The sequence below is a fragment of the Tateyamaria sp. GN1-10 genome, assembly GCF_055693845.1.
On sequence record NZ_JBVFUR010000004.1, the window covers coordinates 1,560,247 to 1,576,493 of the forward strand.

General features: G+C 59.4%; 17 protein-coding genes and 1 pseudogene. 5 read left to right on the forward strand and 13 right to left on the reverse strand.

The genetic code is table 11. The features are described 5' to 3' along the window. Window positions 1-52 precede the first annotated feature (52 nt). From ACZ1HN_RS09435 to ACZ1HN_RS09460, 6 genes are all read right to left on the reverse strand, one after another. The gene (locus ACZ1HN_RS09435) at window positions 53-715 is read right to left on the reverse strand and encodes a DUF4332 domain-containing protein (protein ID WP_472727303.1); all 663 of its coding nucleotides are present in this window, start codon (window positions 713-715) and stop codon (window positions 53-55) included. 433 nt (window positions 716-1,148) lie between these two features. Then, the gene (locus tag ACZ1HN_RS09440) at window positions 1,149-1,877 is read right to left on the reverse strand and encodes an amino acid ABC transporter ATP-binding protein (RefSeq protein WP_472727304.1); all 729 of its coding nucleotides are present in this window, start codon (window positions 1,875-1,877) and stop codon (window positions 1,149-1,151) included. After that, window positions 1,864-2,673, reverse strand: coding sequence for an amino acid ABC transporter permease (locus ACZ1HN_RS09445; protein ID WP_299210295.1), 810 nt, complete (start codon window positions 2,671-2,673; stop codon window positions 1,864-1,866). The genes ACZ1HN_RS09440 and ACZ1HN_RS09445 overlap by 14 nt, the downstream gene beginning before the upstream one ends. After that, window positions 2,670-3,485 carry an ABC transporter substrate-binding protein gene (locus ACZ1HN_RS09450; protein ID WP_472727305.1) on the reverse strand — a complete coding sequence of 272 codons (816 nt, stop codon included), beginning with the start codon at window positions 3,483-3,485 and terminating at the stop codon, window positions 2,670-2,672. The genes ACZ1HN_RS09445 and ACZ1HN_RS09450 overlap by 4 nt, the downstream gene beginning before the upstream one ends. Window positions 3,486-3,598: 113 nt before the next feature. Further along, window positions 3,599-4,150 (reverse strand): hypothetical protein, encoded by a 552-nt coding sequence (locus ACZ1HN_RS09455; protein ID WP_472727306.1) that lies wholly within the window; start codon window positions 4,148-4,150, stop codon window positions 3,599-3,601. Beyond that, window positions 4,147-5,166, reverse strand: a complete 1,020-nt coding sequence (locus ACZ1HN_RS09460) for a ribose-phosphate pyrophosphokinase (RefSeq protein ID WP_299210289.1) — start codon at window positions 5,164-5,166, stop codon at window positions 4,147-4,149. The genes ACZ1HN_RS09455 and ACZ1HN_RS09460 overlap by 4 nt, the downstream gene beginning before the upstream one ends. A gap of 105 nt (window positions 5,167-5,271) precedes the next feature. Between ACZ1HN_RS09460 and ACZ1HN_RS09465 the strand changes: the two genes are divergently transcribed. Continuing rightward, a complete protein-coding gene (locus ACZ1HN_RS09465) occupies window positions 5,272-5,871 on the forward strand; it encodes a 2-hydroxychromene-2-carboxylate isomerase (protein ID WP_299604338.1) in 600 nt (199 codons plus the stop codon). Then, the gene (locus ACZ1HN_RS09470) at window positions 5,868-6,665 is read left to right on the forward strand and encodes an alpha/beta fold hydrolase (protein ID WP_472727307.1); all 798 of its coding nucleotides are present in this window, start codon (window positions 5,868-5,870) and stop codon (window positions 6,663-6,665) included. The genes ACZ1HN_RS09465 and ACZ1HN_RS09470 overlap by 4 nt, the downstream gene beginning before the upstream one ends. Window positions 6,666-6,903: 238 nt before the next feature. On the opposite strand, the pseudogene ACZ1HN_RS09475 reads toward ACZ1HN_RS09470, so the two are convergent. The 6 genes and pseudogenes from ACZ1HN_RS09475 to ACZ1HN_RS09500 all read right to left on the reverse strand — a co-directional run bounded on the left by ACZ1HN_RS09475 (window position 6,904) and on the right by ACZ1HN_RS09500 (window position 11,781). After that, window positions 6,904-7,373, reverse strand: a pseudogene (locus ACZ1HN_RS09475) (YcgN family cysteine cluster protein). After that, window positions 7,370-8,302, reverse strand: coding sequence for a bifunctional riboflavin kinase/FAD synthetase (locus tag ACZ1HN_RS09480; protein WP_472727308.1), 933 nt, complete (start codon window positions 8,300-8,302; stop codon window positions 7,370-7,372). The pseudogene ACZ1HN_RS09475 and the gene ACZ1HN_RS09480 overlap by 4 nt, the downstream one beginning before the upstream one ends. Before the next feature lie 118 nt (window positions 8,303-8,420). After that, on the reverse strand, window positions 8,421-8,864 hold the full coding sequence (locus ACZ1HN_RS09485; RefSeq protein ID WP_299210279.1) for a MaoC family dehydratase: 444 nt from the start codon (window positions 8,862-8,864) through the stop codon (window positions 8,421-8,423). Between the two features lie 89 nt (window positions 8,865-8,953). Then, complete coding sequence (locus tag ACZ1HN_RS09490) at window positions 8,954-9,826, reverse strand: TIGR01459 family HAD-type hydrolase (protein ID WP_472727309.1); 873 nt, start codon at window positions 9,824-9,826, stop codon at window positions 8,954-8,956. A 62-nt stretch (window positions 9,827-9,888) separates the two neighbouring features. After that, window positions 9,889-10,752, reverse strand: coding sequence for a crotonase/enoyl-CoA hydratase family protein (locus tag ACZ1HN_RS09495; RefSeq protein ID WP_472727310.1), 864 nt, complete (start codon window positions 10,750-10,752; stop codon window positions 9,889-9,891). A 108-nt stretch (window positions 10,753-10,860) separates the two neighbouring features. Next, window positions 10,861-11,781, reverse strand: a complete 921-nt coding sequence (locus ACZ1HN_RS09500) for a manganese-dependent inorganic pyrophosphatase (RefSeq protein WP_472727311.1) — start codon at window positions 11,779-11,781, stop codon at window positions 10,861-10,863. A gap of 537 nt (window positions 11,782-12,318) precedes the next feature. Here ACZ1HN_RS09500 and ACZ1HN_RS09505 point away from each other — a divergent pair. After that, entirely contained in the window at window positions 12,319-12,993 is a 675-nt protein-coding gene (locus tag ACZ1HN_RS09505; RefSeq protein ID WP_472727312.1) for a DUF2161 domain-containing phosphodiesterase, read from the forward strand. Window positions 12,994-13,030: 37 nt separating this feature from the next. On the opposite strand, the gene ACZ1HN_RS09510 is transcribed toward ACZ1HN_RS09505, so the two are convergent. Next, on the reverse strand, window positions 13,031-14,017 hold the full coding sequence (locus ACZ1HN_RS09510) for a TraB/GumN family protein (protein ID WP_472727313.1): 987 nt from the start codon (window positions 14,015-14,017) through the stop codon (window positions 13,031-13,033). Between the two features lie 222 nt (window positions 14,018-14,239). Between ACZ1HN_RS09510 and ACZ1HN_RS09515 the strand changes: the two genes are divergently transcribed. Both ACZ1HN_RS09515 and groL read left to right on the forward strand, forming a co-directional pair. Next, a complete protein-coding gene (locus ACZ1HN_RS09515) occupies window positions 14,240-14,527 on the forward strand; it encodes a co-chaperone GroES (protein ID WP_147109029.1) in 288 nt (95 codons plus the stop codon). A 53-nt stretch (window positions 14,528-14,580) separates the two neighbouring features. Next, complete coding sequence (gene groL, locus ACZ1HN_RS09520; RefSeq protein WP_299210266.1) at window positions 14,581-16,218, forward strand: chaperonin GroEL; 1,638 nt, start codon at window positions 14,581-14,583, stop codon at window positions 16,216-16,218. Window positions 16,219-16,247: the final 29 nt, after the last annotated feature.

Genomic DNA, 16,247 nt, shown 5'->3' on the forward strand with positions numbered 1-16,247 from the left:
AGATCAAGTCGAGCCAGGAATGCGTCAGGGCGTCCGCAATCAAACCAGTCATTCAGTGCCTGGGAACATACGCCGCTGCCGCCACTAGTCGCCTGACATCTCTCAAGCCCACCTTGCCCTTGTAGAATTTGCTGCACTTGTTCGCGTCCACGATCGCGTCACACAGGCTCTCAGGATCGGCCTTGGCAACGGAGGCGGCATTGATGTGGCCGCTGGCCAGCAGTGCTCTCGCGAATTTCGGGCTGACCCACTGAACCCGGCACAGATCAGAGATTGCGACGAGTTCCATCAATTCGGCGACGTCCACGTCGACTTTGGTCGCCAGCAAATCTACACCATCTTGCGCAGCATCGAACAGCTCCTTGGTGTTTGTGAGGCCCGCCTCTTTCAGACGCGAGACAAAACTCCCTTCCAGCCAGTCAATCTCATTCAGGGATCTTGGTTTCGGGAAGAAGCCACCAAGCGTCCGCTTGAGTAACTGAAGGTAACCCGGGTCGACACCGGATGCTGTCGATAAGGATGCCAGCGAGGTTGATGACTTGAGCGCGGTGCGAAGATCCGCGAGCGACTCTATGCCTGCGGTCCGAAGAGCGGCAAATTTGACGTCGAGTTCATCAAGCAAAGGCTCATGGCTTGGAATCAGATCGGACGTTTCCAGCCGTTTCTGCAAATCGGTCAGATCGGTTGCATTATCGTCCAGGTAATAACGTGTCACGGTTTTGCCTTAAGGATCGTTTCGGCATTCAACAGCCAAGAACGAAATCAAAAATGAAGCCGCGGTCGCGGCTTTACTCTCTGCTTTCGTGGGCAAGTTTTTTGGCCTGTAAGGAAACCCACCAGATCACACCCGCTCCAATCAGGAAAACTCCGAAACCCGCGAAGAAGAGGCAGATAAAGAGCATCGGTGACATAATCATATGCCTCTCGGTTCAGTGCGTTGAGTTCCCTGTTCGCAAACCGAGGGTAACAATGGTGAGGCAATCAGCCGTTGATACATATCAATCGGTATATTGACCTGCAAAGCCGCTCGGGTTCAACGATGCCATTTGGAACGGCACGAGAGCAGTGCTGCAAGCATGTCCAGACATTCGAACTGTTCGCAGCATCAAACACTTTGGGCTCTGACCGGACATCCGAAGCTGTAACAGCTACCGCGGCACACTCGCCAGAAACCGCCGCGTCCGCTCCCGCTCGGGGGCCGAGAATATCCGCTCCGGCGCCCCTTCCTCCGCCACCACACCCTGATCCATGAACACCACGCGGTCTGCCACGTCGCGGGCAAAGGCCATCTCATGCGTGGCCAGCACCATCGTCATGCCGTCGTCTCGCAGTTTCCGCAGCACATCCAGCACCTCGCCCACCAGTTCCGGATCAAGGGCCGAGGTGATCTCGTCCAGCAGCATCGTCTGCGGCCGCATCGCCAACGCGCGAATTACGGCCACCCGCTGCTGCTGCCCACCTGACAGCTGGTCGGGATATTTGCGTATGTGATCCGCCAACCCAAAGCGCGCAAACAACGCCTCGATCCGCTCCCGTGCATCCTCGCCCAGCACGCGGCGAGGGGCGAGGGCGACGTTGTCATAGGCCGTCATGTGCGGGAACAGGTTGAAGCTCTGGAACACGATCCCGATGCGCTGGCGGATGGGCGTCAGGTCAAAGCCCGGCTCGGCGATATCGACGCCATCCAGGCGCACTTCACCGTCATCCACCGGCTCCAACCCGTTCATGCAGCGCAACAGCGTGGATTTGCCCGACCCGGACGCGCCGATCAGGCACACCATCTCACCGGGTGCGATGTCCATATCGATGCCTTTGAGCACCTGAACATCGCCAAAGCTCTTGGTCACGCCACGCAGCGACAGTCTAGGTTCGGGCATCGCGGTCCCTGTTCATCAGGTAGTCGGCATAACGCGTGGCAGGCACGGTGACACACAGAAAGATGACGGCGGCTGCCACATAGGGCGTGAAGTTTGCCAGCAGCGATTTGAATATGCCCGCCTGCCGCAGGATTTCCACGGGGCCTATGAACGACAAGAGTGCCACGTCCTTTTGTAGGGCGACCAGCATGTTCATGTTGGCAGGCACCACGCGACGGATGGCTTGGGGCAGGATGACATAGCGCATCGTGTCCCGTTCGCTCAGGCCCAGACAGATGGCGGCGTTGCGCTGGCTGGCATGGATGCTCTCAATGCCGGACCGCAACACCTCGGCAATATAGGCTGAATAGGTTAGCACCAGCGCCACGGTGCCCCAGATGTAAGGGGAGTTCCACGGACGGGCGAGGCCCAGACCCGGGATGCCAAAGCCCACCAGATAAACCAGCAGAACCACCGGAATGCCACGAAACAGGTCGACATAAACCGCACCAAAGATGCGCAGGGGAAACAGGGCCGGGTTGGTGTTCCCTCGCGCCAATGCAATGGCAAGGCCCAGGCCAAAGATCAGGGGCACCGACCACGCGAAAATGGCCACGTCCAGCACGAAGGCGCGCAACAGGTCGGGAAAGACCCGCACAAACACCTCGCCATTGAAGAACGAGGCGCGCACCGCCTCCCAGCCCGGGGCCAGCGGCACAAGGAACACGACAAGGGCCAGCACAATTGCCGTGCTGACCCCTGCAATCAGATTGGCGCGACGTTTCTGTTGCGCCTCATACGCGGCCCGTCTTGTCACTTGATCAGCGGAACCCCGGTGGCTTCCTGCAGCCACTGCGCCTCGATCTCGCCCAGCTTGCCGCTTTCGGTCATCGCGGCCAGCGCCTCATCGACACAGGCTTTCAGCTCGGATCCTTCGGGCATCAGCATCCCGAACTGGTCAGGGTTCTCGGCTGCCGATGGATCGAACTGACCCAGCACCACGCCATTGTCCATCAGGACCGCAGCGGTGAACAGGGCGGTGGGCAGGTCAAACAGGGCCGCATCGATCTGGCCCGCCTTCATGGCGGCGGTGACGTTGGCATTGTCGTCATAGACCAGCGGGCTGGCATCGGGCGCGATCTGCTCCATCACTACGGGCAGCGCTGTGGTCGAGGCGACAACGCCCCACTTCAGCCCCTTGAGGCTTTCCAGCGTCGGCTCTGCGCCGCCCTCGACAACGGGTGTCGTGGTCATCACGGCCTGTGGCGCGGTGTAGTAGGGGGCCGAGAAATCGACGACTTTGTCGCGTTCTGCCGTGATCGAATATTGCTGCATGTTCAGATCGAAATTCTTGGCGCCGGGCTGGATCGCCTCGTCAAAGGATGTGCGCACCCACGTGACCTGGTCGGCGCCAAATCCCATCTCTTCGGCCAGCGCATAGGCCACGGCAGCCTCGAACCCTTCGCCCGCCTCGGGCGCATCATTCAGAACCCAGGGGTAGTAGGCCGGGTTTCCGGTTGCGATGGTCAACGTGCCCTCGGTCAGCGTCTTGCCAGCCGCACAATGGCCCGCCGCAAAGGCACCGGTGGCTGCGACTGATAGGATGGCGGCCGTTACAAAGGTCTTCATGTGAAATCTCCCCATTGTTTTGCAGGGATATTCGGGCAACGCGGCGGGGCTGTCCAGATGTCATGCAGGCAGCGTGGCCCCGCAAAGACACCATGCTTCATTGCTGGGCAGGATCAGATGGTTAACAGTTTACTTCCAGCAAGGGACACTGGCCCCCGATGCAGGATGTGCGGCACGCCAACGAACAAGAGCGGCCTGCGCCCAAGCTGCGCCATCTCAGTCAGATAGGCCCGTGTGCCATCCGCCACGGCGCGCAAATGGTGCAAACGGTCAGTGGAAAACGGAACAATGTCCGTCATTGCTGCAGCCATGTCTTCCCTGGGGCTCGTGTCGCGATGCAGCCAGATGCGGGTCGCGCTGGCCTCCAACCGCGCGGCATCAAACACCAGAAATTGACGTCCCCGGGCGGGCCAACCAAAACCCGCTGCGATCATCGCATCCCGCAAATCCTCGGGGTGCACGGTCGAAAATTGCACGCAGTCAACCCAAAGGCATCCCAATTCAGGCAGAGGACGGCGCAGCGATCCCAACCTGTTACGGTACTTCGCAATCGCGCGCTCATACAGATCGGGCTGCGTACGTTCCAACGTCGACAGCGGCACCAGAGCATCCCCCCGCAACTCTGAGGGGTGCAGATGATACACGGCTGTTGCGCGCGTGATCACTCGGCCGCGTACATCCCGTCATAGATCGGCGACAGCGTCTCGGCCTCGAACAACGACGACACCGACGTACCATGCCAGATGTTCAGAATGGCTTGGGCAAAGACTGGGGCCGTTGGCACAATCCGGATGTTCGGTGCGTTTTTCACCGCGTCGGTGGGCTGAATGCTGTCGGTGATCACCAGCGACTTCATCACTGAATTGGTGACCCGCTCAACGGCAGGGCCGGACATCACGCCATGCGAGATGTAGGAATGGACCTCTTTCGCACCATTTTCGATCAACACCTCGGCCGCTTTGCAGAGCGTCCCGGCGGTGTCGCACATGTCGTCCACAATGATGCAAACCTTGTCCGTCACATCGCCGATGACGGTCATCTCGGCCACTTCGCCGGGCTTCTCGCGCCGTTTGTCGACGATGGACAGCGGCGCGTTCAACCGCTTCGCCAGCTCACGTGCCCGCGCCACACCACCTACGTCGGGTGACACGATCATCAATTCGTCCAAGCGACCCGCAAACTGCGTCTTGATGTCGAGCGCGAAGATGGGCGAGGCGTACAAGTTGTCCACCGGAATATCAAAGAACCCCTGAATCTGGGCCGCGTGCAGGTCCATGGTCAGAACCCGCTCGATCCCTGCACCAACCAGCATGTTGGCCACCAGCTTCGATGAAATCGGCGTGCGCGCCTTGGTGCGCCGGTCCTGACGGGCATAGCCGAAATAGGGGATCACGGCGGTGATGCGGGCCGCCGACGACCGGCGCAGCGCATCACACATGATCAAAAGCTCCATCAGGTTGTCATTGGCCGGGTTCGACGTGGGCTGGATGATGAACATGTCCTCGCCCCGCACGTTTTCGAACACCTCAACGAAGATCTCGCCATCGTTGAAACGTTCGACGCGGGCGTCCACCAGCCCAACGTTGACCCCGCGGTGCAGCGACATGCGCCGCGCAATTGCATTTGCCAATGGCAGATTGGCATTGCCCGAGATCAACTTGGGCTCTTCGATGTTCGGCATGACGTGTCCCCGCGCAGCACGATTGTGACAGATTCGTGATGTTGACTCCGCTTAACACGTGCTTACCGTCCCGCGAAACCTGTGACCCCACGATCGGAGACCAAAATGGCCCATATCGACTATTATTTTGCAACGCTGTCGCCCTACACCTACCTGGCCGGGAAACGGTTCGAGGCGCTGGCACAGCAACACGGGGCCACCGTGACCTACAAACCGCTGGATGTGATCGCTCTGTTTGGGCGGACCGGCGGCACCCCTCCCAAGGATCGGCACATCAACCGGGTCGAATACCGTGCACAGGAACTTGTGCGGCAGGCCAAGAAATACGACATGCCGTTCAACCTCAAACCCGCACATTGGCCAACCAACGCGGCGCCATCCTCTTACGCCATTATCGCTGCACAAAATGCAGGTGGTGGTGACCTCGGGACATTGGTGCACGCCATCCTGCGCGCCGTCTGGGCCGAGGAAAAGGACATCGCCCAAGACGACGTGATCAAGGCCTGCCTGACCGAGGCAGGGTTCGATCCGTCGCTGGCCGACAGCGGGCTGCTCAGCGGGGCCGAAACATACGCGGCCAACCTCGAACAGGCGGTGGACAAGGGCGTCTTCGGCGCACCCTTCTACATCGTGGACGGGGACCAGCGCTTCTGGGGCCAGGACAAGCTCGAAGACCTCGATTTGCACCTCTCCGGCAAATTGTGATCCCACATATCCACGCCCGGACCTTCGGGTCCGGGCCACGCCCCGCACTTGCCATCCACTGCTCGCTTGGACATTCCGGTGTCTGGCGTGGGGTGGCCCAGTCTATGGGTGACGGCTTGACGCTCCACGCCTATGACCTGCCCAACCATGGCAAGTCTGGCGATTGGGACGGGCAGGGGGTCATGCACGACACGGCCACCGCCATGGCGCTCAAGGTCATGGACGATATTGGCACCGAACCCATCGACATCATCGGTCACAGCTTTGGCGCGACCGTGGCGCTGCGTCTTGCCATCGAACATGCGCCGCGTGTGCGCAGCGTGGCGATGTATGAACCCGTCTATTTCGCACCCGTCATCGCGGACGATCCCGACTTTGGCCCCAACTACAAACGCGACACCACCGATTTCGACGCGGCCATCGACACAGGCGACACCGAAGCCGCTGCGCGCGCCTTCAACCGCGCTTGGGCCGAGGGGCCTGCATGGGACGACATCCCGGCCCAAAGCCGCGCCTATATGGTGGACCGCATCCACTTCGTTCGCCATTCCGCCCTGTTCCTGATCGAAGACAGCGCAGGCCTGCTTGCACCGGGCTGTTTCGAACAGGCGACCATGCCCGCGCTTCTGATGGGGGGTGCCACGTCGCGCTGGGCAGCACCGGTCAACAATGCCATTGCACGACGTCTTCCACGGGTCACATCACATGTGTTCGACGGGGTGGGGCACATGGGACCGATCACACATCCCGACGCCGTGGCGCAGGTCTGGCACACCTTCCTGAATGCGGTCTGATACCGCGGCGTAACGCCCCGGATTAACTCTTTTTCTTAACGCTTTATCAAGAGGTTGGGGAAAATCCGCAGTTTGGGTGGCAAAATGTGCAGTTTCGCGAAATGCCCTCGGTTTCGGGCGACTTCTGCGGGCGCAAAATACGCAGTTTCAGGGGAAAACATCGCGATTTGCCGCCATCGGGGCCTCTGAAAACGTCAATTCCGTCGCCCAAGCCCAAGGTTAACACACCGCGCGCTTTTTAGGTCGGCTCTTCAATGATGTGGTCTTCCCAATCGTCGTCCGCCACGTCGAACTCGCTAAAGGTGCGCCCCTGCATCGACACACCCGCCGCATGGACCGTGTCCGCGGTGCCCGAGATCAACGGATGCCAATCAAACAATGGCTTGCCCTCATAAACGAGGCGATAGGCGCAAGTCTTTGGAATCCAATACAAATGCTCTTCGATATTCGACGGTTTGAGCACAATGCAATCCGGCACGAATTGATGCCGCGTCTCGTAATGGGCACATCGGCAGGTGTCGTCATCCAGCAACCGGCACGCCACGCGGGTCAACGCCACCTCACCGGAATCCTCGTCTTCGAGCTTGTTCAGACAGCATTTTCCGCACCCATCACACAGCGCTTCCCACTCCTTGCGGGTCAGCTTTGCAATAGATTTTTTCTCCCAAAAACGGGGGTTAGACCATCACGGTCAATCGGATCACTCATAGGTCAGCCAGGATAGCGCGCGCCTGCGCACTGTCGGTATCCATCTGCTCAACCAATGCGTCCACGCTGTCAAATTTCACCTCGCCCCGCAGATGCGCAACCAAGGCGACAGACACCGGCGCACCGTATAAATCACCTGAAAAATCAAAGACAAAGGTCTCAAGGTTCGGTCGGTTTTCCCCAAACATCGGGCGCACACCCAGTGACGCAACCCCATGATACGAACCCGCATGAGGCCCATCCAACACGTTGAAAAGAACAGCATAAACGCCAAAGGCGGGCGGGTGCAGCCCATCAATCGACATGTTCGCTGTCGGATATCCCAAGGTACGCCCGCGCTGCTCGCCCCCGATGATCGGCCCCTCGATCCGGTGCCAGTGCCCCAGCATGTCCGCTGCATCCTGCGGTCTGCCATCGGACAAGGCTTGACGGATGGCGGTCGAGGATACGGTGTTGTCGGCGCGTTCCAACAAGGGCGCGACAGTCACGCCAAACCCCATCTCCCGCCCAAAACGCTTCATGTCTGCGGCGGTGCCCGCACGCTTCTTGCCAAAACAGAAATCGGCCCCCACCACGACGTGAGACAGGCCCAACCCGTCGCAAATGACATCCTGCGCGAACTCTTCCGGGCTCAGCCCTGCCAACCCGGAATGAAAAGGCAATTCAAAGAGATAGCGGATACCCATCTTCTCCAAGCGGCTCGCGCGCGCGGCCTGGCTCATCAGGCGGAAGGGTGGGGCATCCGGCGCAAAAAACTCACGGGGATGCGGCTCGAACGTCAACACGCCCAATGGCGCGTCCGGGGCCGCCGACTGGGCCAGATCAATAACGGACCGATGACCCACATGCACGCCATCAAAGTTGCCGATGGCGACGCTGGCCCCCCGGTCGACGGCATCAACAAACTGGTAGTCCCGAATGATCTTCATGACCCTTGCCTAGCCAAGCGGTCAGACAAGGGCAAGGACCCGTTTCTTCTGACTGAAAATACCACGGGGAGGCCGAAGGCCGGGGGCAGAGCCCCCAAAGCCGTTTTAAATGAGAGGTTTAGTCGAACTTCCGCGACGGTGCGAGTACCGTTGCTTCGCCGATCAACACCTTCTTGCCGTCCACGGCACAGTGGCAATCCAGCCTCACGCGGCGCTTGGCAAAGTCGATGTCGATTACTTTGACCTCGGCATAGACCATGTCGCCCGGACGCACCGGGGCCAGAAACTTCAACGATTGGCCCATATAGACGGTGCCATGCCCTGGAAGCTGTTCACCGATAACGGCTGAGATCAGACCGGCGGTCAGCATCCCATGCGCGATACGCCCCTGAAAGATCGTGTCGCGGGCATAGTCGTCATCCAGGTGTACCGGGTTCCGGTCGGTCGAGACCTGCGCAAACATCTCGATGTCTTCGTCCGTGACGACTTTCCGCAGGTGGCGGGACATCCCCATTTCGATGTCTTCGATACAGATCGTGCCGCGGGGCATATTGTCCAACATGAGCTTGCTCCGGTAATTTTCCGAACATTTATTCGGTATTCGCGCAATCTAATTACTTTGCGCGCGCAGAAAAGCAAGCTAAAAGTAGGTCAGCGCAAATGCCCTATCGCAAAGGTCGGCGCGCTTTTTTCCTTTTCAAGGTAGGAGCTTAGCGCATCTGGATCCGGCTGGTGCGACGTTTTGGTTTCCGCCGCTGCCAATCCACCTGAAATGAACAGAGAATCAATGTCCTCTCCCATCGCACCCGCGATATCGGTCAACACACCGTCACCGATGGCCAGAATACCGCTGTCGGGCACATCCACGCCAAGCTCTGCCAGCCGTCGGCGTGCCAAGTCATAGATCGGTGGATGGGGCTTTCCGAAATACAGGCTCTCGCCGCCCATCTCGGTATACAGCTTCGCCAATGCACCCGCGCACCATTCACGGACCTCGCCACGATCGACAACGATGTCGGGGTTGGCACAGAGCAGCTTGAGCCCCAGTTGTTTGGCCATAAGAAACTCGGGGCGCATCACGTCCGGGTCTGCCATCGGGTCGCGTGGACCGGTGCACACGATCCCTTCGGCCTCCTGCAAGGGCACCATCTCGATCTTCACCGGATCCTGGATAACGCCAATGGGCTCAAAGAATTTCTCTTCGCCCGGCTGCCCAATGAAATACACTTTGGACCCAACAAATCCCCGGAACATGGCCGCGCGCGCGCTGTCGCCTGACGTGGTGATCGTGTCCCAGGCATCATCCGGCACACCAAAATGCACCAACTGCTTTGTCACACCTGCGCGGGGACGGGGTGAGTTTGTAACCAGCACCACCTTGCCGCCCTTGGCCCGATACGCTTGCAACGCGGCCACGGCCTCGGGCAGGGCATGCACGCCGTTGTGGACGCAGCCCCACAGATCGACAAACAACGCGTCATAACGATCCGAGATCTCGGACAGGGAAGTGATGATCTGGGCCATGACGCCTCCGGTATGAATTGGTCAATCGGGGTGTGCCACAGCAGGGGCAGGGGCGAAAGGGCCTAGTCGGCGCGACGATCCGGGTCGTTCAACGGGTGGTCTCTCGTCCAGTCATACAGGCCCTCGTCCCGCTCCTTCACGGCCTGTTTCCAACCCACGGCTTCGGATCGGGCCTTGAAATTCAGCCCCTCGGGTGAATGCCGGGTGATCCCGTCAAAAACGGTAGCAAGACGCTGGGTCTGGTTGATCGTGGCCTCAAGCGTCTGGTTGATCACCATCTTGTTCATGGCCAGCTGGTTGATCGGCACCGACGCCATGCGCGCGGCAAGCGCTTCAACCTCGGCATCCAATTGATCGACTGGCACGGCCTTCAACACCAACCCCATCTCAGCCGCTTCCGTCCCTGTGATCTTGTCGCCGGTCAGCAGCATCCGTTTGGCCTGCTCCGGTCCCAGCCGGTAAACCCACATGGCCGTCGTCGGACAGCCCCAAACACGGGCGGGCATGTAGCCAATCTGGGCGTCATCCTCCATCACCACCATGTCGCAACACAGGGCGATATCCGATCCGCCAGCGACGGCAAAACCGTGCACTTTCGCGATGACCGGCTTCATGGCCCGGAACAGCGACATGAAACACTGCGTATTGGCCCACATGAATTGATAGTCCTGCATCGGGTCCCACGGCATCTCTTGCGTGATCTTGTTGTCCGGGTCCTGCGCATAGTGCGCGAGGTCATAGCCGGCGCAAAAGGCGCGGCCCGCTCCGGACAGTACCATCACATGCACGTCCCTGTCCGCATCAAACGCTTCGACCGCGGCCTGCAATTCGTGCGGCAGATCGTCGTCGATGGCATTCATCACGTCTGGGCGGTTCAGGATGATGCGGCCGATCCGGCCGTCTTTTTCGGTCTTGATGGTGCGCATGATGTCCTCCCGCAGCAACGGTGGCACAAAAAAGTAAGGCGGACCACTGATCCGCCTACCTTGCGCATCTTCAATCTGTAAGGCGAAGGTGTCCTCCGCCACGCAACCTCAGACCTTGAGGTTCGGTATGATCTGCTTTTTCCGGCTCATGATGCCGGGCAGGACGACGGTGTCGCCCGACACGGTGGCATCAAAGCTCTTCTCGGCCACGCCTTTCACCCGATCATTGGGGATCAGCATGGTGGCTTCCTCGTTCAGGATGTCGACCACGAACAACAGCACTTCGTCCGCGCCATCCTCTTTCGCCACATCGACCATGGACGCCATCAGGCTGTCCTTGCGGTCCAAAACCAGCTTGGGCGCAGTGGTTTCCAGAACCGACACGCGGAATTGCGTGCCATCGACGGCATATTCCTTGCTGTCCATCCGCAGCAGCTCGGCATCAGAAAAGGCCGATACGTCCGATTTCGCCTCGAACATCTCTGACGCATAGGCCGACAAATCGACACCCAGATCTTTCGCCAGATCATGGGCAATCGCCTTGTCTTCCTGCGTGGTGGTGGGCGAGCGGAATTCCAGCGTGTCCGACAGAATGCAGGACAGCATCGCGCCTTTCACACCGTTCGGCATCTGCGCCATGTCCTTGCCGATCATCTTCCACATGATGGTAGCGGTGCAGGCCAGCGGCTCGATGCGGATATCGATAGGACCTTTGGTTTCCAGACCGCCGACCAGCTTGTGGTGGTCGATGATGGCGGTGATATCGGCATCGTTGATGGCGTCGGGCAGCTCGGCCGGGTTGTTGGTGTCGACGATGACAACCGGCTGGTCCGCGTCCACGGCACTGATGATGCGCGGCTTGGGCAAGTCCCATTTCTCAAGAACAAAGGCGGCTTCCGTGTTGGGCTCACCCAGCAGCACAGGCTCGGCCTCAACGCCCTTGATCTCATTCAGATACCACGCCCAGATGATGGGCGAACCGGTGGAGTCCGTATCAGGCGATTTGTGGCCAAAAACGAGCGTTGTCATAATGGGGATTCCTTTGGGAGAAGAGAATTTGGCGCCCTTATAGCAAGCTTGGCCTGCGTGTCACGGGGGCCGGTCAGAGTGCAATTGTCGCGCCTGACGATCTGTTGTATGATTGCGAAACACAAACCAAGGAGTGCTCTGAAAATGAACAAGCTGGCCTGACTGCCCACCTGTTCCGCGCACGATACGCGCACCTTTTCAGAGGAGTGTTTTCCAATGGACAAGCCTGCCTGACCCGCATCTGCGGGGATCGTTCTGCACGTATGTGCAGTCCCATCCAATTCAGACAGAAGGGGCACCCCATGCCCATATCCAAGAAAAGAGCCCTGAAATTGGGCGACACCCGCACGACATCACAACCTCGCAAACCCGGTGCACAGCGGCCAAGCGTCAACCGCAGGCCTGACCACGTCCTGCACACGCAGGTGCGCGGCGGGCGTCCTCCGCGCTTTCCCGGGCGCACCGGCGGGCGATAGGGCTTGCCAACGGTCCCGTGCGTGGGGTTTCCTCGCACGGGCCAACTGCTTGGAAACAAACGTGACAGCCCGCGAAACCGACCTCTACCCACCCGTCAAAACCTTTCTCGAAGGGCAAGGGTACGTGGTGAAGTCCGAGGTTGGGGCCGCCGATGTCGTGGCCGTGCGCGGTGGAGAACCGCCAGTCATTGTCGAGTTGAAGCTGGGATTTTCACTGGCGCTTGTACACCAATGTGTCGCCCGGCTTGGGGTCAGCGACGATGTTTATATGGCCGTCGAACGGGGCAAGGGAAAACGCTTCCTCAAGGCGACCAAGGACATGACGCGCCTGTGTCGTCGCCTTGGACTTGGCCTTTTGACCGTGCGCCTGTCCGATGGGCTGGTACAGGTCCATTGTGATCCCGGCCTCTATGCACCCCGCAAGAACGCCAAGCGGCAGGGCCGGTTGCTCAAAGAATTTGCTGCCCGGCAGGGTGATCCCAACGACGGGGGGCAGACCCGCGTGGGGCTGATCACCGCCTATCGTCAGGACGCGCTGAAGCTGGCGCTGTTTCTGTACGAAGTCGGCGCCAGCAAGGGCGCAGATGTTGCACGTGAGACGGGTGTGACCCGGGCGACAGCGATGATGCGCGACGATCATTACGGCTGGTTCGAAAAGGTCGAAAAGGGCGTCTATGGCCTGACGCCCAAGGGGGCCGAAGCGGTGGCGCAGTCTGGGCAGGTTCTTGGGGGCTAGTCAGGCTTGTTGATTGCGGGCCAACGCCATGCAGCGCTCAGAACGGCATACGCTCCAATTCAAACCCACGATCTGACAGTTGCTGCAGCAAGCCGGAGTCGCCGGACAAATGCGCAGCACCCACAGCGATGACGATATTGGCTTCAGTGCGTGCATCGATCCGGTCCATCCACGCCAGATTCCGTTGGACCAGCAACTCCTCCATCATGTCGTCAAACAGCACGTCAAACTCGCCATCAGGAAGATCGACCTGACCCCGCGAAAACACACGTGAGAATGCAAGAAGCTCGCCATGCTTCTCATCGAAGTAGCTTTCGACAGTTGTCGCGGTCGAATCCACGATGAACTGCTCCATCTGAGCAATCATCGGCAAAAACCGCACCTGTTCTTCAATCGGCTCCGATCCAAGCAGCGCGATCAAATCCTGATGGGTCTCCAATTCGACGATGGGTACGTCCGCCGCAGTGGCCCGGGCCATGACCATCTTGTCCAGCCCAACCTTACCGGCATGCAGATCAGCCATGGCGCAGGGCGCTATTCCCAATGTCAGTGACAGGAACCATGGCTGGTATTTTGCAGCCATGAAGGGCGGCACGCCGCGGGCCTGCGCCGCCTCGGACAACACGGTCCAGGTTTCGGGCGAAACAAGGTCAATCAGGCTTGGGCCATCTGACAGGAACGCGATGGACGGATCGGTCGCGATGGCATTCAGCAACGCCGCTTCTTCCTTGGCGGTGATCTCGACCATCAACAGGTCGGCTGTTTCAACCACCGGTTCCAACCGGTCCACAATAGCCTCCATACGCGCATCGAAGATATGCATCGTGCCGACAAGGTTGATCACTTGGTTGTCCCGGACCGCGCGCCAATGGTTTCCCTCGGAAAATGGCAGGTTGGTCGAAATCGAAGCAATCTCATCCTGCGCGGCATCATCAAGTGTGGGGCGCAGATCAGTTCCGGTGCACGCGGCATGTGCCGCCAAGGGCGCCATAAATGACAAAGCCAACAAAAGCTGTCGAACCATCCTGCATTTCCTTTTTTGTCCGCCCGCACCGAACGCTAAGTCAGCTCCGCCCCATTGCCAAGGATGTGTCAAAAATCTTTGCAAAATTATGGCGGCGACACTGGTTGACTCATGGTTGAGCCTTCCCTAGATACGCAACGTTATCACTCGAACATGCTGAGTGCTAACGGTCCCCGATCCGGGGGCCAAGGGAGTAACTTTGAGCCTCAAGGAGCTGCAAAGATGGCATTGAAACCGCTTCATGACCGCGTGCTTGTACGCCGCACGGAAAGCGAAGAGAAAACCGCTGGTGGGCTGATTATCCCCGACAGCGCCAAGGAAAAGCCCAGCGAAGGCGAAATCGTGTCTGCAGGCCCCGGCGCCCGCAAAGACAGCGGTGAGCTGATCGAAATGGGTGTGAAAGCCGGCGACAAGGTGCTGTTCGGCAAATGGTCCGGCACCGAGGTCACCATCGACGGCGAAGAGCTGCTGATGATGAAAGAATCCGACATCATGGGGATCATCGAGTAAGCGCGTCCGCGTTTCTCTGATCTTCATTCCCTAATTCTCAAAGGAGAAAATACATGGCAAAGGACGTCAAGTTCGACACAGATGCCCGCGGGCGCATGCTGGCCGGCGTGAACATTCTGGCTGACGCCGTCAAAGTGACGCTGGGCCCCAAAGGCCGCAACGTGGTACTGGACAAATCCTTCGGCGCACCCCGCATCACCAAGGACGGTGTATCGGTCGCCAAGGAAATCGAACTGGAAGACAAGTTCGAAAACATGGGCGCGCAAATGGTCAAAGAAGTGGCCCAGCGCACCAATGACGAAGCAGGTGACGGTACAACAACCGCAACCGTGCTGGCCCAGGCCATCGTCAAGGAAGGCATGAAATCGGTTGCCGCTGGCATGAACCCGATGGACCTCAAGCGCGGCATCGACATGGCGACCACCAAAGTGGTTGAAGCCATCAAGGCAGCCTCGCGTGAAGTGAACGACAGTGCCGAAGTGGCACAGGTCGGCACCATCTCCGCCAACGGCGAAGCCGAGATCGGCCAGCAGATCGCAGACGCGATGCAGAAGGTCGGCAACGAGGGCGTCATCACCGTTGAAGAGAACAAGGGTCTGGAAACAGAAACCGACGTTGTCGAAGGTATGCAATTCGACCGTGGCTACCTGTCGCCTTACTTCGTGACCAATGCGGACAAAATGACCGCCGAGCTCGAAGACTGCATGATCCTGCTGCACGAAAAGAAACTGTCGTCGCTGCAGCCCATGGTTCCGCTGCTCGAGTCGGTGATCCAGTCGCAGAAGCCTCTGCTGATCATCGCCGAAGACGTTGAAGGCGAAGCGCTGGCGACCCTCGTGGTCAACAAACTGCGCGGCGGCCTGAAGATCGCAGCTGTCAAAGCACCTGGTTTCGGCGACCGCCGCAAAGCCATGCTGCAAGACATCGCGATCCTGACCGGCGGCCAAGTGATCTCCGAAGATCTCGGCATGAAGCTCGAGAACGTGACCATGGACATGCTGGGCACCGCCAAGCGTCTTCAGATCACCAAGGACGAGACCACAGTCATCGACGGCAACGGCGAGAAAGCCGAGATCGAGGCACGCGTTGCCCAGATCCGCGGCCAGATCGAAGAAACCACGTCGGACTACGACCGTGAGAAGCTGCAAGAGCGCGTTGCCAAACTGGCAGGCGGTGTTGCTGTTATCCGCGTCGGCGGCATGACAGAAGTCGAAGTGAAAGAGCGCAAAGACCGTGTCGATGACGCCCTGAACGCGACCCGCGCTGCTGTGCAAGAAGGTGTTGTTGTGGGCGGCGGTGTTGCCCTGGTTCAGGCGGCCAAGTCGCTTGACGGCCTGACCGGTGTGAACAACGACCAGAACGTCGGTATCTCGATCGTGCGCAAGGCTATCGAGTCGCCTCTGCGTCAAATCGCTGAAAACGCCGGTGTCGATGGCGCCGTTGTGGCTGGCAAGATCCGCGAAAGCGACGACGTGACCTTTGGCTTCAACGCTCAGACCGAAGAATATGGCGACATGTTCAACTTCGGCGTGATCGACCCGGCCAAAGTGGTGCGTACAGCCCTGCAAGACGCAGCTTCGGTTGCTTCGCTGCTGATCACCACTGAAGCGATGGTGGCTGACAAGCCCGCCAAAGAAGGTGCCGGCGCACCTGCAATGCCCGACATGGGCGGCATGGGCGGCATGATGTAATCAGGGTTTCTGCTCCGCAGAAGCTTGTA